Source organism: Sulfurimonas sp. SWIR-19, assembly GCF_020410885.1.
Classification (GTDB): domain Bacteria; phylum Campylobacterota; class Campylobacteria; order Campylobacterales; family Sulfurimonadaceae; genus Sulfurimonas; species Sulfurimonas sediminis.
In genome coordinates, this window is record NZ_CP084578.1 from 2,340,398 (window position 1) to 2,364,165 (window position 23,768).

General features: G+C 37.8%; 28 protein-coding genes. 16 read left to right on the forward strand and 12 right to left on the reverse strand.

All coding sequences use genetic code 11. The annotated features are described in order from the left end of the window. The first annotated feature begins 43 nt into the window (after positions 1 to 43). From leuC to LCX93_RS12230, 15 genes are all read left to right on the forward strand, one after another. Positions 44 to 1,303 carry a 3-isopropylmalate dehydratase large subunit gene (gene leuC, locus LCX93_RS12160; protein WP_226066554.1) on the forward strand — a complete coding sequence of 420 codons (1,260 nt, stop codon included), beginning with the start codon at positions 44 to 46 and terminating at the stop codon, positions 1,301 to 1,303. After that, positions 1,304 to 1,885, forward strand: a complete 582-nt coding sequence (gene mobA, locus LCX93_RS12165) for a molybdenum cofactor guanylyltransferase MobA (RefSeq protein WP_226066556.1) — start codon at positions 1,304 to 1,306, stop codon at positions 1,883 to 1,885. A 53-nt stretch (positions 1,886 to 1,938) separates the two neighbouring features. After that, positions 1,939 to 2,409 (forward strand): cyclic pyranopterin monophosphate synthase MoaC, encoded by a 471-nt coding sequence (moaC, locus tag LCX93_RS12170; RefSeq protein ID WP_193150724.1) that lies wholly within the window; start codon positions 1,939 to 1,941, stop codon positions 2,407 to 2,409. Continuing rightward, positions 2,390 to 2,665, forward strand: coding sequence for an HP0495 family protein (locus LCX93_RS12175; protein WP_226066558.1), 276 nt, complete (start codon positions 2,390 to 2,392; stop codon positions 2,663 to 2,665). The genes moaC and LCX93_RS12175 overlap by 20 nt, the downstream gene beginning before the upstream one ends. 9 nt (positions 2,666 to 2,674) lie before the next feature. Continuing rightward, a complete protein-coding gene (locus tag LCX93_RS12180) occupies positions 2,675 to 3,688 on the forward strand; it encodes a DUF6781 family protein (RefSeq protein WP_226066560.1) in 1,014 nt (337 codons plus the stop codon). Between the two features lie 95 nt (positions 3,689 to 3,783). Continuing rightward, on the forward strand, positions 3,784 to 4,383 hold the full coding sequence (locus LCX93_RS12185; protein WP_226066562.1) for a DUF2231 domain-containing protein: 600 nt from the start codon (positions 3,784 to 3,786) through the stop codon (positions 4,381 to 4,383). Between the two features lie 3 nt (positions 4,384 to 4,386). After that, complete coding sequence (locus LCX93_RS12190; RefSeq protein ID WP_226066564.1) at positions 4,387 to 4,524, forward strand: hypothetical protein; 138 nt, start codon at positions 4,387 to 4,389, stop codon at positions 4,522 to 4,524. Continuing rightward, positions 4,524 to 4,793 carry a hypothetical protein gene (locus LCX93_RS12195; RefSeq protein ID WP_226066566.1) on the forward strand — a complete coding sequence of 90 codons (270 nt, stop codon included), beginning with the start codon at positions 4,524 to 4,526 and terminating at the stop codon, positions 4,791 to 4,793. Before LCX93_RS12190 ends, LCX93_RS12195 begins: the two co-directional genes overlap by 1 nt. Positions 4,794 to 5,070: 277 nt before the next feature. After that, a complete protein-coding gene (gene soxC, locus LCX93_RS12200) occupies positions 5,071 to 6,447 on the forward strand; it encodes a sulfite dehydrogenase (protein ID WP_226066569.1) in 1,377 nt (458 codons plus the stop codon). Next, entirely contained in the window at positions 6,447 to 7,604 is a 1,158-nt protein-coding gene (locus tag LCX93_RS12205) for a c-type cytochrome (protein ID WP_226066570.1), read from the forward strand. Before soxC ends, LCX93_RS12205 begins: the two co-directional genes overlap by 1 nt. Positions 7,605 to 7,621: 17 nt before the next feature. Continuing rightward, complete coding sequence (locus LCX93_RS12210; protein ID WP_188110005.1) at positions 7,622 to 8,074, forward strand: thiosulfate oxidation carrier protein SoxY; 453 nt, start codon at positions 7,622 to 7,624, stop codon at positions 8,072 to 8,074. 48 nt (positions 8,075 to 8,122) lie between these two features. Next, positions 8,123 to 8,437 (forward strand): thiosulfate oxidation carrier complex protein SoxZ, encoded by a 315-nt coding sequence (soxZ, locus tag LCX93_RS12215; RefSeq protein WP_151899302.1) that lies wholly within the window; start codon positions 8,123 to 8,125, stop codon positions 8,435 to 8,437. 97 nt (positions 8,438 to 8,534) lie between these two features. Then, a complete protein-coding gene (locus LCX93_RS12220; protein ID WP_226066571.1) occupies positions 8,535 to 8,978 on the forward strand; it encodes an MOSC domain-containing protein in 444 nt (147 codons plus the stop codon). A 91-nt stretch (positions 8,979 to 9,069) separates the two neighbouring features. Then, a complete protein-coding gene (locus LCX93_RS12225) occupies positions 9,070 to 10,038 on the forward strand; it encodes a DUF302 domain-containing protein (RefSeq protein WP_226066573.1) in 969 nt (322 codons plus the stop codon). Between the two features lie 22 nt (positions 10,039 to 10,060). After that, positions 10,061 to 10,801: a DUF4395 domain-containing protein gene (locus LCX93_RS12230; protein WP_193150735.1), complete on the forward strand. Its 741-nt coding sequence runs from the start codon at positions 10,061 to 10,063 to the stop codon at positions 10,799 to 10,801. A 3-nt stretch (positions 10,802 to 10,804) separates the two neighbouring features. Here LCX93_RS12230 and aroC read toward each other — a convergent pair whose 3' ends face one another. The 9 genes from aroC to LCX93_RS12275 all read right to left on the reverse strand — a co-directional run bounded on the left by aroC (position 10,805) and on the right by LCX93_RS12275 (position 18,284). Continuing rightward, positions 10,805 to 11,878 carry a chorismate synthase gene (aroC, locus tag LCX93_RS12235; RefSeq protein WP_226066575.1) on the reverse strand — a complete coding sequence of 358 codons (1,074 nt, stop codon included), beginning with the start codon at positions 11,876 to 11,878 and terminating at the stop codon, positions 10,805 to 10,807. After that, entirely contained in the window at positions 11,875 to 12,558 is a 684-nt protein-coding gene (gene rnc / locus LCX93_RS12240) for a ribonuclease III (RefSeq protein WP_151899297.1), read from the reverse strand. The genes aroC and rnc overlap by 4 nt, the downstream gene beginning before the upstream one ends. Positions 12,559 to 12,571: 13 nt before the next feature. Then, the gene (rnhA, locus tag LCX93_RS12245) at positions 12,572 to 13,006 is read right to left on the reverse strand and encodes a ribonuclease HI (RefSeq protein WP_226066576.1); all 435 of its coding nucleotides are present in this window, start codon (positions 13,004 to 13,006) and stop codon (positions 12,572 to 12,574) included. Further along, positions 12,981 to 14,027, reverse strand: coding sequence for a tetratricopeptide repeat protein (locus LCX93_RS12250; protein WP_226066578.1), 1,047 nt, complete (start codon positions 14,025 to 14,027; stop codon positions 12,981 to 12,983). Before LCX93_RS12250 ends, rnhA begins: the two co-directional genes overlap by 26 nt. Then, the gene (locus LCX93_RS12255) at positions 14,024 to 14,494 is read right to left on the reverse strand and encodes a hypothetical protein (protein WP_226066580.1); all 471 of its coding nucleotides are present in this window, start codon (positions 14,492 to 14,494) and stop codon (positions 14,024 to 14,026) included. Before LCX93_RS12255 ends, LCX93_RS12250 begins: the two co-directional genes overlap by 4 nt. 93 nt (positions 14,495 to 14,587) lie before the next feature. After that, positions 14,588 to 15,652 carry a YeiH family protein gene (locus LCX93_RS12260; RefSeq protein WP_226066582.1) on the reverse strand — a complete coding sequence of 355 codons (1,065 nt, stop codon included), beginning with the start codon at positions 15,650 to 15,652 and terminating at the stop codon, positions 14,588 to 14,590. A 134-nt stretch (positions 15,653 to 15,786) separates the two neighbouring features. After that, entirely contained in the window at positions 15,787 to 17,232 is a 1,446-nt protein-coding gene (ccoG, locus tag LCX93_RS12265) for a cytochrome c oxidase accessory protein CcoG (protein WP_226066584.1), read from the reverse strand. Positions 17,233 to 17,248: 16 nt separating this feature from the next. Beyond that, a complete protein-coding gene (locus LCX93_RS12270; protein WP_193150742.1) occupies positions 17,249 to 17,884 on the reverse strand; it encodes a recombinase family protein in 636 nt (211 codons plus the stop codon). Positions 17,885 to 17,996: 112 nt separating this feature from the next. Then, on the reverse strand, positions 17,997 to 18,284 hold the full coding sequence (locus tag LCX93_RS12275) for a hypothetical protein (RefSeq protein ID WP_226066586.1): 288 nt from the start codon (positions 18,282 to 18,284) through the stop codon (positions 17,997 to 17,999). Between the two features lie 203 nt (positions 18,285 to 18,487). Here LCX93_RS12275 and metH point away from each other — a divergent pair, with 203 nt between their 5' ends. Continuing rightward, positions 18,488 to 21,976 carry a methionine synthase gene (gene metH, locus LCX93_RS12280; protein WP_226066589.1) on the forward strand — a complete coding sequence of 1,163 codons (3,489 nt, stop codon included), beginning with the start codon at positions 18,488 to 18,490 and terminating at the stop codon, positions 21,974 to 21,976. 33 nt (positions 21,977 to 22,009) lie between these two features. Here metH and LCX93_RS12285 read toward each other — a convergent pair whose 3' ends face one another. From LCX93_RS12285 to LCX93_RS12295, 3 genes are read right to left on the reverse strand one after another with little or no spacing between them, the layout of a single operon-like run. Next, positions 22,010 to 22,696 carry a superoxide dismutase gene (locus LCX93_RS12285; protein ID WP_226066590.1) on the reverse strand — a complete coding sequence of 229 codons (687 nt, stop codon included), beginning with the start codon at positions 22,694 to 22,696 and terminating at the stop codon, positions 22,010 to 22,012. A 54-nt stretch (positions 22,697 to 22,750) separates the two neighbouring features. After that, on the reverse strand, positions 22,751 to 23,419 hold the full coding sequence (locus LCX93_RS12290; RefSeq protein ID WP_226066593.1) for a glucosaminidase domain-containing protein: 669 nt from the start codon (positions 23,417 to 23,419) through the stop codon (positions 22,751 to 22,753). A gap of 14 nt (positions 23,420 to 23,433) precedes the next feature. Continuing rightward, entirely contained in the window at positions 23,434 to 23,685 is a 252-nt protein-coding gene (locus tag LCX93_RS12295) for a hypothetical protein (RefSeq protein WP_226066595.1), read from the reverse strand. Positions 23,686 to 23,768: the final 83 nt, after the last annotated feature.

The following is a 23,768-nucleotide window of genomic DNA, read 5'->3' on the forward strand; positions in this document are numbered from 1 at the left end:
GTTATAATCGCGAAATTAATTATATTATAAGAGGGTAACCATCATGGGGCAAACTATAACTGAAAAAATATTCTCACAGCATATCGGTCGTGAAGTAAAAGCGGGTGAAATTATCCGTTGCGATATTGATATGGTTATCGGAAACGATATTACTACACCTATTTCTATCAAAGCTTTTGAAGAGAGTGGTGCACAAAAACTGGCAAATCCAGACGGTTTCTCTATCGTTCTTGATCACTTTATCCCGGCAAAAGACATTGCATCCGCGAATCAGGCAAGAATTTCCCGCGATTTTGCAAAAAAACACCAACTCAAAAACTATTTTGATGAAAAAGATATGGGCATAGAGCATGCTTTACTGCCGGAAAAGGGGCTGATTGTTCCGGGTGATGTTATCATCGGTGCAGATTCACATACATGTACGCACGGGGCACTCGGTGCATTTTCAACAGGAATGGGTTCAACGGATCTTGCATTTGCTATGATTACCGGCGGGAACTGGTTCAAAGTACCCGAATCTATCAAAGTTGTACTCTCAGGCAAACCCGGAAAATATACCACAGGAAAAGATATTATCCTCGAGATTATCCGTCTTATCGGTGTCGACGGTGCATTGTATAAAACCTTAGAATTTACGGGAAGCACAATTGAACACCTCACAATGGATGACAGATTTTCTATGTGCAATATGGCGATTGAAGCCGGTGCAAAAAACGGTATCGTAGCTTATGATGAAATTACAGCAGAGTTTTTGGCAGACAAAAACCTCGCTCGTGAACCTCGCATTCACTACTCTGATGAAGATGCAGAGTATGTTCAGGTTTTAGAGATTGATGTTGCAAACCTTGACCCTGTTATTGCCTATCCTTTTTTGCCGTCAAACGGTCACTCGGTCAAAAAAGCCGTTGAAGATAAAATCAAAGTGGACCAGTCCTTTATCGGAAGCTGTACAAACGGTCGGCTTGCTGACCTCAAAGTAGCCGCTGAGATACTCAAAGGACAAAAAGTCCATCCTGATGTTCGTCTTATTGTCACACCGGGAACACAAAAAATCCTGCGTGAAGCAAACCATTTGGGATATATCGACATCATTGTAGATGCCGGCGGTGTTGTGAGCAACCCTACATGCGGAGCCTGTCTTGGTGGATATATGGGTATTTTAGGAGATGAAGAGGTAGCCATCAGCACAACAAACAGAAACTTTGTCGGTCGTATGGGAAGTCGTTCTTCAAAAGTCTACCTGGCAAATTCAGCTGTTGCCGCGGCATCTGCAATTACAGGCTATATTACAGATCCAAGATAGATGATAGACATACCCTGTGTCATCTTTGCAGGTGGCAAAAGCAGCAGAATGGGAAAGAACAAAGCGCTTCTCCCTTTTGCCGGTTTTAATACACTTGCAGAGTATCAATACAGAAGACTCTCTAAAATCTTCTCAAATGTTTCTATCTCCTGCAAAGACAAATCAGTTTTTTCTTTTGATGCAAACTTTATAGAAGATAAAAAAGTTTCTTCTGTTTTCGCTCCTACTCTTGGGTTTGTCACAGTATTTGATACACTCGGTGCAGAAAAAATATTTGTTCTGAGTGTTGATACCCCCTTTGTCTCCCAAAGAGAAATAGAAAAAATCATACTTGCCGACAACTCTGCTGCTGATGCGGTTATTGCCAAAACAGATGAGGGTGTTCAGCCATTATGCGGTATCTACTCCAAAAATTTACAAGCAAAATTTTTACAGATGCTTCATGAAAACAATCACAAACTCGGCTATCTTTTACAAAACTCCAAAACAACATATGTTTATTTCCCAGATACAAAACCTTTTTTAAATATGAATCACCCCAAAGATTATCAAAACGCACTTAAAATTCTCACACATTATTAACAGCACTTTGCTATAATAGTGCAAAACAATTTAGTATAAAGAGAAAGTGGACAATGAATTTAACGCATCTTGATGAAAACCAAAGACCTAAAATGGTTGACGTAAGTGATAAGAACAATACAACAAGAGTAGCAATAGCAAGCGGTATCATAAAAATGAGTCAAGATGCCTACGATGCTATAGTCAGCGAAAAGACAAAAAAAGGCCCTGTATTGCAAACAGCCGTTATTGCAGCTATTATGGGGACGAAAAAAACCAGCGAACTCATTCCTATGTGTCATCCTTTAAATTTAAGCGGCATTAACTGTGATGTAGAGGAATTGGCACAGCTTCCGGGATTTAAGCTTACAGTTACGGCGAAACTCACAGGACAGACAGGTGTTGAGATGGAAGCATTAACCGGAGTCAGCATCGGGCTTTTGACAATTTATGACATGGTAAAGGCTATCGACAAAGGAATGGTGATACAGAATGTTCAACTTGAATCTAAATCAGGAGGAAAAAGTGGAGACTTTAAACGATAAACTCAAAGAGAAACAATTGGAACTTGAATATCCTTGCAACTGGTGCTACAAAGTCATTGCAAGTGAGAAAGAGGCTCTGCAAAATGCCATAAAAGAGGTCATTGATGAACGCTCACACAAACTTACAGACTCAAACAAGTCTAAAACAGGCAAATATGTCAGTATGAACCTTGATTTACTTGTTCATAACGAAGATGACAGAAAATTTATATATGATGCTTTGAAAAATCATCAAGATATTAAAATGGTACTTTAGGAGTAACCCATGGATCAAAATCAACATAAATTTAAAAGTATAGAAAAAAGAATTGAACATGCATTGTCCAATGCAAAAGTAGATCTGAAAGACATCTCCCTGGATGAGATGAAAGCCTTGACAAATACTTTTATTGAAGAAGAAACACATGCTTTGAAAGAAGATGTACAAAAGCTTTTGGAACAAAAAGAAGCCATCGAAAGAGCTTTGCATAAAAAATCAGAAGAGCTGCAAATAGCAAAATATGAGGTTTTCAATGCTATTGAAGAGCAACTCAAAGATGACAAAGCTGTTCATATGCTCCATCAAATCAAACTGCAGTCCATTGATCTGTATGATATGCTCAGCGAAATGGTGGAATCAGCCATTATTACAGCATTGGAAAAAGATACAGACGGTGATGTAAACGAATCAATCAAAGAGGTTATAAAAGATATTACCTTTGAATCTATAAAAGAAGGTTCTCTCAATACAATACGTGTGAGAAAAATCCTCTCCACGATTCTTGCAACAACTATAGAAGTTGCAGAAGCAACACCGACAAGAGCCGAAGAGATTCTCTCTGCCACACTCAAAGGTATGCGAAGCGGATTGATCAAATCTATTGACAGATTTAAACAAAGAGTTGCCTTTATGCCTGTAGAAGCCAAACATATACTTATCGAAGATTATGATACTATCATAGAAGATTTGCATCAGACAGATACACTTTTTTCACAGATAATCATCACACAGGCTGCAGAAAGCTCACAATACATTAAAAAAATTCTTCTCGAACTTAACAAAGAGATGCGTTATGATCTCGAAGAGCTTATTCTTATCTCCAAAGAAACAGCTGAAGTTATCAAAGAAAAGTTTTCTACCTTTGCAAAAATTGCAGCCAAGAAAGCAGACAGTGCCCTGCATTCACCAAAGGCGCAAGAAGCCAAAAAAATGGGAATACAGGCATGGGAAGTTGCCCGGGCAGCACTTGGCAGTGCAATAAAGTCGGCAAAAGATGCGATGGAAAAAAAAGATAGATAAATTTCATCTTAAGATAATATATTATTATAATTAACTAAAAAATAAATTTGAATGTTTTAATATAATTTTCTAAACTCAAACACAAAGGATTTACTATGATGTTACACCCTGCGACCGTACACTTTGCGATGGCTTTACCTGTAGTTGCTTCCGTTTTTGGACTTGTTTATCTTTACAGCAAAAGTGAAATGATGTCGAAAACTTCTCTTATAATGACAATTGCAGCAGCACTTGCAATGACAGTAGCCTGGTATACAGGAAATCAGGCCGGACCGGAAATTTTTGATTATCTGAGCAAAGCAGGCAAAGAAGAACTGCTCGAACATAAAGAACTTGGTCTGTATCTGGCAATAGCAACAGGTATTATCGCATTAGTGCAGATAGTCGGATATAAAATGAAAAATTTTGCTGTCCAGGCATTGGCCATTCTTCTTTTACTTGCAGCAACAGCAACAACACTTTTGCAAGGAAAACACGGTGGAGAAATAGTTTACAACTACGGTATGCCTTTTAAAGCCTATATGATAGAAGATTCTCTTCATGAAGCAACAGCTAATGCTGAAGCCACTGAGGACTGTGATGAAAAAGTGGAAGCATATGAAGATGCCATAGACGAAATCAGTTCACTTTCAGAAGAAGTAGATGCTGTTTATGGCAATACACCAAAAACCCAAAAAGAAGATGATGACGAGTAGATAATGCAAAAAATCAATGAAGATGCAAAAAAAAAGATGCAAGAGGCATTTGAAAAGTACAAACAGGACAAGAGCTCTGTAAAAGAGTTCTATCCTTGCACACAAAAACTTTCAAACTGGCTCAAAGAAAAGGCCAAATAATGCAAATACTGTGTACTGACCTGTTTGAAAAACAGTTACAGGATATTTTGCAAGAGCTTGCAAAAGAAGATTTTGATGCAACAAAAAACTTTAAAATCTATTTGGACACTGTCATAATCAATATTCCGACAAAAGCACAAAAATACAAGCAGTCTGTCTATTTTAATGATGAAAATATAAAAGACCTTGAACATCAGGGATTTGTAATACCGTTTTTCATTGACAAAGCCTCTGAAACCTATCTTGTGCTGGGTATAGTTGAAAAATAATTTTTATTATCTAATAAGTTTATGTTATTCTAAAAATAACCTGTATAAATATTATTTTTAGTTATATATGGAGAGTGTTTCAATAAGTAACCAATTAGTGCATTTTAGGTGCCAATATCACATTTTTGTCTCATTTTTTTGTATAATACCTTTTGCTATGTATTTATAATTTAAGCATACAATGGCATAATACAAATCAGCAATTATTTGTATTGCCTGGAAATTAATGAGATATTAAAAGTATTAAACAGAATAACAACTTACCAAGGAGAACATTGTGGATATAAAAAAATCTCAACAAGATGTAGAGTCTGCTACTGACAACAGTAAAGACTCAAGTCTTGGCAGAAGAGACTTTTTCAGAAAAACAGCTGCATTATCTGTAACTGCACTTGCTGGAACTTCTCTTCTGGCATCAGAAGAAGCAGGCGATCCTGCCATTTTAGAACCTACACCGTGGGGAACAAAATGGGGAGATCCTGTAACAAAAAATCTTTACGGAATGCCATCTAAGTATGAGCACAACGTAACAAGAAGATACACGAAGCTCCTTGCCTCAGGTAACTTCAGAGCATCTATTGCGGTTACACCTTTACAGGAGTCAAGCGGAATCATCACACCAAACGGTCTCTTTTTCAGTCGTTGTCACGGTGGTGTAGCACATATTGACCCGAATGAGCACAGACTTATGATTACCGGTCTGGTTGAGAAACCTCTGGTTCTTACTATGAAACAGCTTAAGCGCTACCCAAGTGTAACACGTACTCACTTTATTGAGTGTCCTGCAAACGGCGGTCAAGAATGGAGAGGTCCACAATACAACTCTTTACAGTTTGCAAAAGGCTTTATGTCTTGCGCGGAATGGACAGGTGTTTACATTAAAGACATCCTCAAAGACTTGGGTGTAAAAAAAGAAGCGCTTTGGATGCTTGCAGAAGGCGGAGACTCCTCAAAAATGGGTCGAACCATTCCAATGGAAAAAGTCTGGGATGATGCCATGATTGTATGGGGTCAAAATGGTGAAGCATTACGTCCAGAACAAGGATATCCGATTCGTTTACTTGTTCCGGGCTGGGAAGGAAACTTATGTGTCAAATGGCTAAGACGCTTAGACTTCGCAAGTGAACCTTGGTACTGTAAAGAAGAGACTTCGAAATACACAGTATTAAAACCAACCGGAAAAGCGATCCAACACTTCTATGCAAATGAAGTGAATTCAACTGTTACTTCTCCGTCTCCGGAAATTGACTGGACAGACCTGGAAGATGGTGACATTGTAGAGATAGAAGGTCTTGCATGGTCTGGAATGGGAACAATTACAGGTGTAGACCTCTCTTTTAATGGTGGAAAAAACTATGTTGAAGCGAAACTCAAAGGTTTGGTTCTTCCTAAATGCTGGACACGCTGGAGCTATATGCATACATACAAAAAAGGGCAGGAACTCTTCCTTACTTCTCGTGCAAGAGATGATGCAGGATACATCCAACCGACAGTTGATCAAGAAATTCTTGTAGTTGGTGTCGAAGCTGTTTATCATAGAAATGCAGTAGAAACATGGAAAGTTGAAAAAGACGGAAAAATAACTCATGTTGAAGTACGTTCTCAATTAGGGCGTAAAGCAAATGGCGAGTTAGTAATAGAAGGAAAAGCGTAATGATGTTTACATTAAATAAAAAATTATTAATTTCAATTTCTACTGCAGCTGTATTGTCACTGGGACTTTCTGCATGTATGGAAAATGCTTCACCTGCAGGTTCAAATGTGCCTACAAAAGCTTCTATTGACGGTGGAGTGGATTACCCTGTTGTAAACGGAAAAACAGGACCATATTATGTAAATACAAATGCACATAATGCAGATGTAAAATATGGCCGTACTCCGACAAAAGCGGAATATGACGAATGGAATTCTGATGTCATGGCTGACGGTACAGGTTTACCTGAAGGTCAGGGAAGCGTCGAAGAAGGTGAAAATATTTATGAAGCGAAGTGTGTCATGTGTCATGGTGACTTTGGATCAGGCGGTGGTGGTTACCCTGCGTTATCTAAAGGAAATGCCTATGAACTACATAAAACACTCAAATATCAAAGAATCAAGCCGGATACTGACGGTCCTGTACGCGTTTTTGGTACATACTGGCCACAGGCAAGTACTCTATGGTGGTACATCAAAGATGCGATGCCGCACCCAATGACAGATTCATTAACAGATGATGAAGTATATGCTTTGGTTGCATATATATTAAATGCAAATGAAATGGAAATAGACGGCGTGGAAGTTGATGATGAGTATGTACTTAATCGTGAAAAATTCCTAAAAATAAAAATGCCAAACAGAGACGGATTTGAACCGGATATCGCTGGTCCGAATGGTCCTGAAAATGTACGTAAGTATTATGCAAATGCAAAAAACTTTGGCGGACAGACATATGATGTAAAAAACCCTGCCTCAAGATGTATGAAAAACTGTCAGGAACCGACTGCGAAAGTTGTTTATATAAAAGGTGCCGGTATCAGTGACTTTCATCCACCTTTGTCTGCAGTAAGAGATCTTCCAAAAGAGAAAGAAGAGAGCAGTTTTGATGCGAAAAAAGCATATGCTGCAAACTGTGCAATGTGCCATGATACAGGTGCTGCTCCAGCACCTGGAGACAAGTCCGCATGGGCACCGTTACTTGCAAAAGGAATGGATAAAGTATATGAAAACGGTTTAAAAGGGACTGATACAGGAATGCCTCCTAAAGGTGGTTCATCGCTCTCTGACAAACAATTCAAATCAGTTGTTGACTACATAGTCAACCAAAGTAAATAAACAAAAAGGATAAAATGATGGAAAGAAGAAAATTTTTAAGCATGACTTTAGGTGCATTGGCGTTAGCTGTTGTACCTGCTAGTGTAAGAGCAGAAGACTATAGAAAACTTAAACCGACTGTATGGACAGCAAAAACTGTTGATGATGCTATAAAAGCAATGTATGGTTCAAATGCATTAACAATGGAGGGTGTGAAACTTACTGCTCCTGATGTTGCAAGTAACGGTGGTGCAATTCCGGTTGATTTTTCAACCGACAAAGATGTAAAAACAATTTCTGTATTTCAAGATGCAAATCCGGAAGCAGCAGTACTTGTTGTAGAAACAAACAAGTACAGTGTAAACAAATATTCTATTAAAATCAAAATGGCTAAATCCGGTACGATAACAATCGTTGCTGAGGGTAAAGACGGCAAACTATATGCTGCTAAGAAAACTCTTGATGTTGCTCTTGGTGGATGTGAAGGATAATTCCTTCTCATTTTGATACAGAAAAAATAAAATAAATAAGGAAATACAATGGCTGGAATTAAAGTAAAAGCAAAATTAAAAGGCGGTGTTGTTAAAGTTAAAGCAATGGTTAAACATCAAATGATGACTTACAATATGGCAGAAAAGAAAACCGGTAGCAGAGATAACGCAAACTTTATTACTCATTTAACTGCTACAGTCAACGGTGAGACTGTTTTAGATATGTCTACTTCACAGTTCTTATCTAAAAACCCTATTTTCAAATTTCAATTTAAAGGAATTGGTAAAAAAGGTGATAAGGTTGAAATGTTAGCAGTTGACCTTAAAGGTAAAACTTACAAAGGCAAAGGTAAAATTAAATAATTTTACCCTCTTTTTTAAGAGCCAATGACTACATTGGCTCTCATACTCTCAATTTTTTACAACAACTACAACAAATACAAATAATGAGCAAAAACAGATGAAGAAAAACCTGCAGGGTAAAGTTCTGAAATTATTCATCACAAAAAATGATACTGATAAAACAAGAATAAGCACCTCTCATATAGATGCCGACGAACACGGAATTCTAAATGATAAATTTTACAATAAAAATGATCAAAGAGCTATTTTAATTACCTCTATCCAAAGCTACAATATGGCATCTGAGACAAATATAAACCTTTCAGACGGAGCACTGGGCGAAAATATTTTAATTGATATCAACCCCTACCATTTAAATGCAGGGGACACCTTTGTAATAGGTGATACCACATTGGAAATAACACAAAACTGCACGCTATGTAAAGGTTTGTCCATCATAAATCCAAAGTTGCCTAAACTGCTAAAAAACGACAGAGGTATATTTGCAAAAATAATAAGTGGTCCTTGCGTAATTAAAGTCGGAGATACAGTAAGTATTTGACTCTATTAATATTATTTATATAACAATAATGATAAAGTTACACAGTATAAATTTAATCCGTATTATGCAATAGAAAACTCAAGGAGACTAAGTGAAAAAGATATACACTCTGATAATGGTTGTTTTAGCAACGCTGTCTATAAACGGCTGTAACGGTACATATGCCTCAACACCTTCCAAACCTGTCCAAACGCAGGATGTGCAGGTTTTTACAACACACAATACAAACAAAAAGGTTACTCCCAAAACAATAGAAGCTGCTTTTGATGCCATTGGACTGAGTGTTCCCGGAAATAATGATATGAATAAGCCGTTTAAAACCAGGTTTGGCAAAGTGCATTATAAAATTTACAATCTTGCTATGTATATAAACAGTGAACTCACATATAAAATTATTAGAAAGTATCCTAAATTTGGTGCATTGACACCTTTAACTATGTCTATCTGGGAAGACAAAGACGGCAATATGAATATAGCAACCCTCACACTCAACGGAATGTCAAGAGCGACAGGTGTTCCCAAATATGATCCGGATCTAGTAAAATATGCTGCTTTGATACAAACAGGACTGAAAAAAGCAATGCCAGACGGACATTTTAAATACTTAAATTACACTGTAAAATTTCCAAAAAAATCATTTGCAATTGATATGTCCACAGAAGTAAAGACCGACCTGTCAATGGAAGACTATATAGAGGATTTTGAAGCAGAATTTGAAGGTGAATTAGAACCTTTGGGATTTTTGTTTCCAAACTATACAAATCTGCAAGAAGAAATATTTGATGATTACGATTTTCATGCGTATGATTTTTTTCATACATATTCTATTTGCAAATTTGATGTAATATACCCTGTTTCAAAACTGCATCCAGAAGCAGGTGCCTGGGCACCGTGCTCTTTCTATCTTTACAAGAAAAAAAATGAAACAAAGATGTATATGGGATTTTTGGGTGTTGAAAACTGGATAAATACACTCGACATACAAGACGAAGAATCTATACGTCCGTTAAAAGAAGCCCAGGGGATGATTGTCAAAATTTTAAAAGAAATGACAGAATAATTATTACAACGAAAGGTATTTTATGAATTTAAAAAGTTTTTTACTAGACTACGGAGAAAGAGTTCCGGGTTATGATGTAACCGTCATTAATGAGCGTGAGGCAAGAGCTGCCGCTGGTATACTTGGCTTACTGGGAATGCTTGTAATTTTTATAGGAATAGGATTTGGACATGTCATCGTAGCAAGAGTCTACTTGACATTTTTATTTATTGACTTTACAGCAAGAATGATTTCTCCCAAATACTCGCCCTCTTTACTGCTAGGAAAACTGGCTGTACAAAATCAAAAACCGGAATATGTAGGCGGACTCCAAAAACGCTTTGCCTGGACTCTTGGCTGGCTCATATCGTTGCCTATGATGCAATGGTTTGTACTCAACTGGGATATTACTTTCTACAAAGTGCTTATCTGCGTACTGTGTCTTGCATTAATGTTTCTCGAAAGTGCTTTTTCGATATGTGTAGGCTGTATGATTTACAAGTTTATAACAAGAAAAAGTCCAACACTCTGCCCGGGCGGAACCTGTGAAATGCGAATAAAAGAGCCTATACAAAGATTTAATCCTATACAAAAAGCAGTAGCAGGTATAACCATTATTGCCCTTATCAGCGGTATTTATCTTGCTTTGGCAAAATTAGAACCAAAAACATTTTTCGGTGCGTTTCTTCATGAAGCCGTCTTAACAAAACAACAGCTCCAAAAAGAAGAAGAATTAAAGTATCAAAAAGCAATGGAAAAAGAATTTGGGGATGATGATTTTTAAATATTATTTATAATATTTAATGACACCATCCATTTTTGAACCCATATTGAGCAGTATCATATCAGCTATAACCAAAGCGGCCATTGATTCACATACAACAGTACCGCGAATAGCAACACAAGGATCATGCCTGCCTTTGAGTGAAAAATCCACTTCCTCATTTGCTGTTGTAACAGTATGCTGCTCTTTGAAAATAGATGGCGTAGGTTTAAAATAGACATTAAGCACTATATCTTCCCCGTTACTGATACCACCGAGTATTCCACCCGAATGATTGGATTCAAATCCGTTTGCACGTATCTGATCATTGTTTTGAGAACCGTGTACCTTGGCACTCAATACTCCATCCCCAATCTCAACAGCTTTTACTGCATTAATACCCATCATAGCATCAGCTAAAACAGCGTCTAGTTTATAGTAAAGAGGCTGTCCCAAGCCTACGGGTGTGCCTTTGATGACAACACGCGAAACACCACCGACAGAATCATGCGCCTCTTTTGCTTTGAGTATTGCTGCTTTTTGTGCTTCTTCTTTATTGGCATCAAGTGCATAAATTACACTTTTCTTCGCACCTTCATAATTAAAATCTTCTGCCTGTATGCCTGCAACTTCACTGATACCGCTAAGCACTGTAATGCCAAGTTCCTGAAGCATTAGCTTCGCAATAGCCCCTGCTGCTACTCTTGCAGCAGTTTCTCTCGCAGAGCTGCGCCCTCCGCCTCTGTAGTCTCGTATACCATATTTGTGAAAATAGGTAAAATCTGCATGCCCGGGACGAAACACATCTTTGATATTTGTATAGTCTTTGGATTTTTGGTTTGTATTGTAGATAACCATTGCAATTGGAGTACCAGTACTTTTCCCCTCAAACACACCGCTTAAGATTTCAACCTTATCTGCTTCTTTTCTGGCGGTTTCAAATTTACTTTTTCCGGGTTTTCTTCTGTCAAGTTCACTTTGAATATATTCTTCATCAATATTCAAGCCCGCGGGAACACCATCCAAAAGACAACCTAATGCTTTTCCATGAGACTCTCCAAATGTTGAAAATCGTAATTTCATTCCAAAACTGTTCACTTTTTTTCCTTATTTAGCATATCTACAGCAACTCTCGCGGCCTCTTGTTGCGCAATTTTTTTACTCTTTCCCTTTGCTCTGGCATACTCTTTGTCTTCTATAAATACACCCACTTCAAATTCTTTTTGATGATCAGGACCGCGTGATGCCAATACTTTATACTCCGGCGTTATCCCGAAGCGGGCCTGTGTCAATTCCTGAAGTGTTGTTTTAAAATCACGGAACAAAGAATCCAAAGAGATCTCATCATGATTTTTTTCTATTAAATCAATGGCTATTCTACGTACTTCTGCTAAACCGGCTTCCAAATATATTGCACCCATTATAGCTTCAAAAGCATTTGAAAGCAGAGAAGATTTTTCACGCCCGCCATTATTGTCTTCAGCATTTGAAAGCAGTATGTAATCACCCAGATTCAAAGCCCGTGCCAGTTTGTCAAAACCTGTTTCATTGACCAGTGATGCCCGGATTTTGGAGAGTTTTCCTTCATCAGATGTCCGAAACTTTTTAAAAAGATACTCTCCGACCACAAGGTCCAGTACGGCATCACCCAAAAACTCCAATCGCTCATTATCGTAGGGCTGCTTATAGCTTTTATGTGTCAGCGCTTCGATAATGAGCTTTTTATCACGAAACTCATATCCTAATTTTTCTTCCAATGTCTTTATATTTTTATGCATAAATACCTTCTCCTCATTGTGTTAAAGCTTCTTTGGCTTTTTGCGCCGCTTCTTTTGCCAATACATCGCATCGCTCATTTTCTTCATGACCGTCATGTCCCCGCACCCATATGGCATGAATCTTATGCGGTTTGGCCACTTCTATATATTCTTTCCACAAATCAGGGTTCTTGACTTTTTTAAAATCTCTTTTAATCCAGTTTTGCAACCACTCATTGATTCCTTTTACCACATAAGAGGAATCAGAAATAATATCGACTTCACAAGGCTCTTTTAGAGCACGAAGCCCTTCTATTGCACCTTTGAGTTCCATTCTGTTATTTGTAGTATGAAGCTCCGAGCCTGAAAGCTCTTTTTCACTTTTACCATATCGCAAAATAACGCCATAACCTCCCGGCCCTGGATTCCCCAAGGCACTGCCGTCACTGAAAAGAGTTATTTTCTTCACTGAATTCCTTACCGTAGTCTTTACTTAAACTGTATTCCACTCTTGCTGTATCTATCGCATGGCATGAACTGCAACGGCTAAAAGCAAAAGGATATGTCCCTTTGCAGTTATCACACACATACTCAAAACTGAGTGTTGCATTTGATTTTCCCTCAAGTTTTATCAGCACATCAAGCTCAAATATACTGCTGTTGTATGCAAGTTTCACATCACCTCTTGCAGTATAAAGTTCCCGCAGATAGCCATTGTCTGTAATTATATCCAAATTCAAATCTTTTGAATCACATCGCCAGAAGAGTTCTGTCAAAAGTTCACTTTTAGAGATGTCAATATTTTCCCAGGCAAGTTGCGGGTTTACTTGAAAAATATAATCAAATATCAAATAAGCCAGACGATGAGCATTTTTATATATCTCCAACAACTTCTGGACTTTTTCTTCTTTTGTCATATTCGGCGAATCAAGAGTTTCCAAAACATGTAGATACGCACGTTCAAGCATAACATCTTCTTGAAGTTCATCCAATGGCTCTAAAACTTCCAAAGCAGATTTGTAATCTTTCATATATTCATATACAAGAAGCAAATAATGCAAAGCTTCCGGTGTACGAGGATTCTTTTTCAGAATTTCTAAAAAAACATGCTTGGAACGTTCTAAAAATCCTGCTTTAAAATATGTTTTTCCAAGTAAAAACATTGTTTCTCTCGTATTTCTTTTATTTCCAAGTTTTAATATTTCATTATATATCTCTATACTTTTTTCATAATCACCGTTTTTATAGTATGCACTTGCAAGAAGCAGCCATGATTTTTCAGACAGCCCTCCTTCAGCTATTAAAATTTTCAATTCGTTATGTGATGGCAAGGTACGAAACTGTTCCAAAAATTTACTTATCTGTTTAGAGTCCTCTTTTCTTTTATATCTCCCCCACCAATAAGAAAAAAAAGTAATTATAAATATAATGGTAAAGAAAATAATAATGGAAAAAAGAGGGTCTCGAAACTCTATAAAAAAAGTATTCATGAATTATATACCACCAATCCGTAATCATTTTTCAAATTATAAAATGTTGCATCCGAAGATATTTCCAAATCCTTGATTTTCCCTAACTGTACAATGGAATTTTTATTGACTTTAATGCCATATTCTCTAAAAAATCTTTTTACATTTACAAATTTTACATCTTCGACAAACTTATACTCAAACTCTGTATGAAGTGCCATTTTGTTACTTACGAACAAGTGTTCATTTACATGTAACTGATCTGATGCATATTTGATTGGCAAATAACCCGAAAGATCGGTTAGAATATTTTCAACATGTTCATGTTTTTTTGGGAGTGTCTGTTTTTGAATAAAAATATATTTATTATTCAATTTTAACGTTGGAGTGTTTTTCCAATATTTATAGGCAGGATTAGAAATTCCCAGTTTTACATAAACCTCTTTCCAAAGCCAAAAAGAGTTTAATGTATTTGGAATATATGACAAAATTAAACTCCTTGTGAACTAGTATAAATATTATATAATATTTATTTAAATAAGTTTATTAAGAAGCTTAAATTGCCAAATCTGCAACAGTTGCTACAGAGCAGCTGTTACAAACTTCGTCACCACAAAACCACCTATAACCAGCCATGCAAACATCGCACCGGCAGTATACAGCGGTGCCAAACCAAGACCTTTGAATTTGGAAAAAATTGTTCCCATACCCAGTGCTGTCATTGCCATTGTTAAAAGAAAAGTATCAATTGTATTGATAGTATCAACAATAGCATGCGGCACCAAATCCAAAGAGTTAAATCCGGCCATACCTATAAAATATACTGCAAACCAAGGGATGACAAGCTGTAATTTACCACCGGATTTTCCCTCTTTTTTTGCCTGCATAGACAAATAAATTCCCAAAACAATAAGCATTGGCGCAATCATAATAACACGAGTCATTTTAACAATCACTGCAGAGTTTGCCATAATTTCAGGTGCACCTGGAATAGAAGCAGGTACAGCCACAACCTGTGCCACTTCATGAATAGTCCCGCCCGTATAGATACCAAACTGTTCCGGAGTCATATGCAAAAATCCTGTTGCCGGCTCAATAATTGATGCATACAAAACAGGATACAAAAACATAGAAATTGTACCAAACAGCACAACCATTGAAACCGCTACAGCAGTTTTATACCCTTCTGCTTTTAAAACAGGCTCTGTTGCAAGAACTGCCGCAGCACCACAGACAGAGGCACCTGCTGCTGTAAGCATTGATGTGTCTTTATCCATTTTAAACGCTTTTATACCTAAATATGTTCCCAGTAAAAAAGTCGTGGAAAGCATAATGAGTGAGACAGTAAAACCACTGAGTCCCACATCCATAATCTGTTGAAATGTTATACGAAAACCATAAAATACGATTGCGAAACGAAGAATCTTTTTGCCTGAAAACGTAATACCGCTTCCCCAGGCACTTGGAATATGGTTATGTAAAGTATTTGCATAAAAAATACCTAATACTATACCGATAACAAGAGGAGAGATGCCAAGTGATTTGACAAATGCAATTTGCGCTATTGATGTTGCAGCAGCTGCAAATATTGCAACAAAGATGATACCTGAAACAGTACCTTTTCTATTTTCTTTTGAGAATGCCATAGTTATTACCTTTTATTATAAATTTATAAATAGAGGCGAATTATAGCAAATTTTATGCTGATGAGAAAACAAATTATTTATTTGTGAAGAATTTGATAGAAATCACACCATGGTGTGATTTCTTATTATTAAATTTATTTTGAGCCTAAAAGGACATTCTCTTTAGGAAAGACGAAGATTGTATGCCTCATTACAGAAATAAGTTTACTAGGCTTTCCGTCTTTATCCAAAGCATATGCATGAATAGTAATAGGGATAATAGTATCTTTGCGTTTGTCATCAACCAACATTTCTGTTGTTCTAAGTGTAACAATTTTTTTCTTTTTAACACCAGGAACCACTCTGAAAGGTTTTGACGGTTTTACTATTTGAATTTTCCCTTCCATTCCTTTTGGAGGAATAACTTCAAAGAAAAATTTCATTGGCTTGTTCTCAGTATTTTGCAATAAAAAGACATAAGAGTTTTCAACTGCAAATTTATTATTTGCAAGATGTTTGACAGAATAAAGTCTTGTCTCTTTATTGATATTTAAAAGCATATGCTCTTTCGTCGTACTCATATATCCAAGTGCAAACATAAGACCCACAAGTAAAACCATATATGCTATGATTTTTGGACGAAAATATTTTGTTTTTCCTTTTTTCTCAGCTATTTCATACTCACTTGACCATGTCACGAGTGATGGTTTTCCAAGTTTGCCCATAACTGTTGTACAGGCATCAACACACTCCAGACAGTTTATACATTCAAGTTGCAGTCCCTCACGAATATCGATGTGTGTAGGACAGACAGTGACACATTTTTCACATGTCGTACATTCGGCATTTGGCTCTACTGTTTGCAGCTCTTTTTGTTTTTCAAATTTTTTATGGTGATGCTCGTCATAGATATGTCCGCCTCTGTTAAAGTCATATATCGCCATAACTGTGTGTTCATCATAGAGTACTGACTGTACACGAGAGTATGGACAGACATAAATACAAAAATTTTCTTTTAAAAATACAATGTCATAAATCAAAAATGCTGCAATCCCTACAACAAAACCAATCATTGTCAAATGCTCTCCAGGATTGCTTAGATACTGGAAAAAGGTCTCCGGCGGGACAAAATACCACATAAAATCGGCTCCTGCAATCAATGCAAGCACCGTCCATATCATAACAGCGATCGCTTTTTTGACTTTGTTTTCAGGTTTTGACATATCCGGTTCTTGCTGCTTGTTTCCGATACGCTTGCGTAAATGCAATAACTTTGTTTCAATCAAGTCACGATAAATGACACGAAACACAGTTTGCGGACATACCCATCCACAAAAAACACGACCACCTAAAACTGTCATACCAAATATAGTAATAAAAAGAAGCATCAATAAAAATGGCATCAAATACAACTCTTGCATATCAAACTGCACAAAAGCAAGGTCCAGTTTCATTTTGTCAAAACTCAATAAAAAGAAGTGGTGTCCATTGACTTTAATCCATGGCAGCACCAAAGCCACTATTGTCGCCAACGCATAAACATAATAGCGTTTAATTCTCCAAGGGGTAGGTATCTCTATACTTTTTTTCTTTTCACTCATTTTTTCTCCTTTGATATCATTCTGGACAAATGATAGTATTAATCACTTGTTCTTCTGCATTCTCTTTGGCTTCTGGTACTAATGAACCAAATGCAACCTGTTTTAACTCTCTTGATTCTATATAATCTTTTAACGAACTTCTACTTACATTTAAAAGCCGAGCCATAGAACTCACACTCTTTCCCTCTTTTAAATACTGTAAAATTTCGTTAATGTATTTATCAAATTTAGAGCTTGACCTACTCCCTTTGGGACGACCAATCATTCGTTTTGCATCAGCTTGGATTTTTTGGCGCAACTGATCCATAAGGCCTAAAATCAACATTGCACTGCTCTCTTTGGACATTATAACGGAATGTTTAATAAAGTGTACTTTATAGTTATTTTTCATTAGGCAGCTTACCATCTGAATTAAATCTTCCATATTTGTACTCAAAACCCAAACATCATATATCAACAGTATTGCTTCTTTTTTTGATTGGAAATAAGAGGTTACATTTGTACGTTTATCTAAGCGTTTATTTTGGGAAGTTTGATCTACAAATTCTTCATTTATTGTAATCTGCTTACTAAGAGCGTAGGCATTAATATGCTGTAATTGTTCATGTGCCGCAAGAAAATTTTTATCTGGGCGGATGTATGCTATTGTCATTCGACGATAAAACCTCACTATCTTTTTAATTTCATCGCCATTATACTCTTTTTTGACGAATAAAGTCAATGATAAAATTGATTTTTTCGTCAAAAAGTTAAAAATTTATACTTTACCAGCCAATTCCAACCACCAGCATATAGCGTCTGTCTTCAATTTGTCCAATTGTCGAACCTAGCTGTTCTTGGTATGTTGCAGCCTGAAGTTTAAAAATTGCAAGCTGCATATCAAAACCTGCAGTATAAGAGCCTTTGTACAAGCCGCCGTTAAGAGTCATCATAAACCAGGAATTATCAACAAGCCCCAAACTGGCACCAATTCTTAAATGCTGCAAAAGTTCATACTCTATATTGGCATTGTCATATTGATCTTGGGAACGGTATGGGTTGTAGTTTCTCACTCTCATTTGTTGGGCGTTGAAAAGGTCTATATAGTCTACTCCTACTAATAAATTTCTTCATTATAACAAAGTTTTTTTTAAAAGCTTTACTTTTAATAAGATTTATGAAAAATTAGATCCCAGAACCCAACAAATCAACAAAGAGTTCTTTATGCTCTTGTTTGTTACAATATAAGAATTAATTTTCTATAAAGATTTTATATATGACAACAAAACAATACATCTTGGAAACTATCAAAAAACGCCCGCTTATCATCGATGGGGCAATGGGTACACAACTGCAGCAACGTGATGATCAAATTCCAAAAGAGGCATGGGAAGGAAATGAGGGCTGTAACGAACTGCTCAATGTAACAGCTCCTGAAATTATGAATGATATTTTTCATGCCTATCTGACTGCCGGGGCTGATTTCATCACAACCAATACCTTTGGTTCATTTTCCTGGGTTTTGGATGAATACAACATTGGTCATCGTGCGTATGAACTGACACGTGCCGGAGCAGAACTCGTAAAAAAGCAGTGTGAGGCTTTTTCAACACCGGAGCATCCCCGTTTTTGTTTGGGTTCCATAGGACCGGGCACAAAGCTTCCTTCTCTTGGACATATCACCTATGATGAGATGTATGCAGGCTATACTGAATTTTGTCTTGCCCTTATCGACGGAGGAGTTGATGTATTTCTCATTGAAACGGCCCAAGACCCGCTGCAGATAAAGGCTGCCCTGCATGCTATACAAGAAGCATGCAGACAAAAAGGGGTCGAAATCCCCATCATGGTTTCTGTAACCATCGAGCTCAGCGGAACAATGCTTATAGGGACAGATGCCGAAACAATTGCAACCATTATGGAGCCCTTTGACATTCTCTCTCTTGGTTTTAACTGTGGAACAGGGCCTGAGCAGGTACTCAAACATGTCAAAACACTCAGTGAACTTTGGGGCAAACCAATCAGTGTGCATGCCAATGCCGGTCTGCCGCAAAACCGCGGAGGCTACACTTACTACCCGATGGGACCTGATGAGTTTGTTGCACAACAGGAGAAGTTTTTAGAGTATGACGGTGTGAGCTTCTTAGGAGGATGCTGCGGAACAACACCTCAGCATATTCGCGCACTTGTTGATAAAGTCACAACAATTACACCTAAAACACCATCAGGTTCTCAGCAAAATTCCATCGCTTCACTTTTTAACACCGTTCCTCTTATGCAAGAACCCGCACCGCTACTTGTAGGTGAGCGTTCCAATGCAACCGGTTCAAAGGCATTCCGTGAACTGCTTTTGGCAGAAGATTATGAAGGCACCCTCTCCGTTGCCCAGCAGCAGGTTCGCGCAGGTGCGCATGTACTTGATGTCAATGTCGGGTTTGCCGGACGCGATGAAACAAAAGATATGACAGAAGTGATGGCAATGTATGCCCAAAAAATCGCTCTGCCCCTTATGCCTGACTCTACCCAGACCAAAGGACTCGAAACTGCCCTCAAACATATCGGAGGCAAGCCGATTCTTAACTCTGTCAACCTTGAAGACGGCGAGCCGAAATTCGACGCCGTGTGTCAGTTGGCCAAAAAATTCGGTGCCAGTCTTGTCTGTCTGACGATTGATGAAAAAGGGATGGCAAAAACCGTCGAAGATAAAATCAGAGTAGCTGAGCGTATTATCGACCTTGCCACCAATCGTCACGGCATCAAAAAAGAGGACCTTGTGTTTGACGTCTTGACCTTTACACTTGGTTCCGGAGATGAAGAGTATTTTGATGCGGGAATCAACACCATTGAAGCTATACGACAACTTCGTCAAAAACATCCGGAAGTCGGTGCAATTTTAGGACTTTCAAATATCTCTTTCGGACTCGACAAGGATGCAAGACCCTACCTCAACTCTATGTTCTTGCACCATTGTGTCGAGGCAGGACTCACCTCGGTTATCATCAATGTCAAACATATCATTCCTCTTAATAAAATTCCAAAAGAAGATCAGGAAATTTGTGATGATTTGATTTTTAACCGCAAACCAAACGGAGAAGCGCTTTTTACCTTTATAGAACATTTTTCTTCCAAAGAGGCCGTCGACAATGATGCGGTAGATGAAGCCTACCTCAAAATGAGTGATGAAGAAAAAATAGCAAAATTGCTCATGGACGGAGACAAAGACAGAATGATTCCTCTTGTGGAAGAGGCTCGTCACAAAATTGCTCCTGAAAAAATAGTCAATGAAATTCTCATAGATGCCATGAAAGTTGTCGGCGAACTTTTCGGTTCGGGGCAGATGCAGCTTCCTTTTGTATTACAGTCAGCAGAAACCATGAAAAAAGCAGTTGACCATCTCAAACCCTATCTGCCAAAAATTGAAAAAGAAACCGATACCACACTGATACTGGGGACCGTCAAAGGCGATGTTCATGATGTCGGGAAAAATCTTGTTGATATTATTCTCTCAAACAACGGCTACAAGGTCATCAATCTTGGTATAAAAGTAGAACTTGACAACTTCCTTGAAACATTGGAAAAATCAAACGCACAGGCTCTCGGCATGAGTGGTCTTTTGGTAAAATCGACACAGGTGATGCTTGAAAACTTGAATATTTTACAGGAAAAAGGCATTAAAATTCCGATTCTTTTGGGTGGTGCAGCTCTTACACGTGCTTTTATAGATGATTTTTGCCGACCTGCCTATGACGGCCCTATTTTTTACTGCAAAGATGCTTTTGACGGTGTCACCGCCATGAGCCGCATAGAAGCCGGTAATTTTGATACAAATCTGCATCCTGATGCGCCTGAAATAGAACGAAAAGAAGTCAAAGAGGTTATTATCCCGCCGTTGTCTGAAATCAAAATGCCCTCACGGGATGTACCCGTACCGACACCGCCGTTTTGGGGCAGACGCGAAATTAAACTTACCTCACAGCAAATTGAAATGGCTTTTGAATGGATTAACCATAAAATACTTTTCAAATCCCGCTGGGGCTACTCCTCAAAAGGCATGACAAAAGAAGCCTACCAAAAACAGCTTGATGAAGTTGTATGGCCCGCCTATGAAAAACTCAAAAGGCGTTTTATCGAAGAAAAACTTTTTGATCCGACCATACTCTACGGCTACTGGCCGTGCAGAAGCGATGATACCTCCCTTTTGATTTTTGATGAAAGCGAGGGCTGGTTCAAAGAAGAAGATATCAACCGTGAACCGCTTGAACACATCATAGGACGTGCCGAAGAAGTTTTTACCTTTCCGCGTCAGAGAAAAAAACCACACCGCGCACTCAGTGACTTTTTTCATAACGACAGACATGATGTCATCGCACTTACCTGTGTGAGTGCCGGCAGTAAAATCAGTGATGCAGAACGTGAAATCTATGAAAGAGGCGACTATACGGAGTATTATCAGTTTCATGGACTCGGGGTTGAACTTGCCGAAGCCCTTGCGGAAATTGCCCATAAACAAATACGCCTTGACCTCAACATTGCAAAAGATGAAGGAAACACTCTCGCCGATGTACGCATGAACAGATATCAGGGAAGCCGTTACTCTTTTGGCTATGCCGCCTGCCCTGACTTGGAACTCAACCGTCCTTTGTTCAATCTTTTAAAACCCGAAGAGTTTGGAATTGAATTAAGTGAAACATTTCAAATACACCCCGAGCAGTCAACTTCGGCGCTTGTTGTATACCATCCTGAGGCTACCTATTACAATGTATAGCCAACAGGTGTTTTTATAAAGGGCACCTCTAAATCAAGAACTGATTTCTTCTGCTCTTTGCAACTCATCCAGATAATCCGACATGGGGTCATCGGGATCATTGTTTACAATGCCATACAGACCGACTGCATTCAAATGCTCTTTATCTGCAAATATTTTTGAAGCATTTTCCCAGTTAATATGTTCCCAAAAAGCATCAAGATATTTTGCTCTTTCGTTTTTATAATCAAGATAATAGGCATGTTCCCAGACATCACATGTAAGCAGAGGCGTTTCATGATGTGCTATGGGTGTCTGGGCATTGGAAGTATTCACAATTTTTAAATGTTCATGCTGATCCAGAACAAGCCATGTCCACCCTGAGCCGAAATTTGTAAGTGCTGCATTTAAAAATGCTTCTTTCAGTTTTTCCATACTGCCAAAAACATCTGTAATTTTTCTCAGCAGTGCATCCGATGGTACCGTTGCAGTCGGAGAAAGACAATTCCAATAAAAGTTATGATTAAATGTCTGTGCCGCATTGTTAAAAACAGCGCCGTCAGACTGAGTAATGATCTGCTCCAGACTCATCTGCTCATACTCTGTATCTTTGATCAGCTCATTGAGTTTTTTGACATAACCCGCATGATGTTTCTGGTGATGGTAAAAAAGCGTTTCTTGGGATAAAAAAGATTCAAGCGCATCTGGTGGAAAAGGCAAATCGGTCAGTTTATGTTGCATAACAAACTCCTTTTATATATAAAACCATTATACAACAAAATGAAAAATAATACTTTAACGGTCATATTTCGTTAAATGATTAAACTTAATCACCTGGTTTAACACTTTTGTATAGTCCTCTCCCATTTCAGAATACTTATCCAGACCCTGCGTTATTTTATAGGGATCATCATACTCTAAACGCAGTTGACGAAACTTGTTATATGCCTTTCCTGTTGCAATCATTTCAAAATAGGCACGTATAGCATCTTCTAGTGTATCAAATTTTCTTAGCCATATCGTTTGTGTACCACCCCTTTTTTTACCTGCGGCAATACGTTTTTCATTTGCATGAGAACTCCACATTCCAAAAACATTGTTTGCCTCTTTAAAAAATCTCGAAGTAGCCCATGAGCTTTCCATAGCAGCCTGGGCCAATGTAATGCTTACAGGATGCGGCTTCAAACGTGCCAACAAATCCTCATCACTTGTCGCCTTATATTTTTTTTTCAAGAACTCAATCTCTTCTCTGTTTTCTTTATGCGCGATATCTTTTGCAATTCGTTTATATCTTTGCATCAGTTCATTATGCACTTTACGAACAACAGGAGCCATCAACATCAAAAATCTCTTTTTTTTCTCTTTTACCGACAGCTGATGTGTAACTGTTCTCTTCTTACTCTTTTTGATGACAAGACGCTCATCACTCAAGACAAATAGATATGGGCTTATTATACACAACATAAAAAAAAATTTTATCACTTCTCTTTTTTTCCAAAATATTCATAGTCCATATATTTTATCCGATTTTTAACTTCAAAGTATCTGGCAAAAAATTTTATTATGGCAAATATACTGACAATTGCTATAATCAACACTGTAATATTTATAGATACTCCCATGGTAACTGCCAACAGATAAAAGAAATAGCTTGCAAAGAAAAATGCTGTTATCTGCAAAAATAAAAAAAAGATCGGTAATATTTTTGATTTTTTTCTTCTGTCATGCATATTTCTTTTCTCCTCTTCATTTTAAGCACACTACATGTAATACCAATCCCAACCATTGTAACTGAATGCAAATAAAAGATATA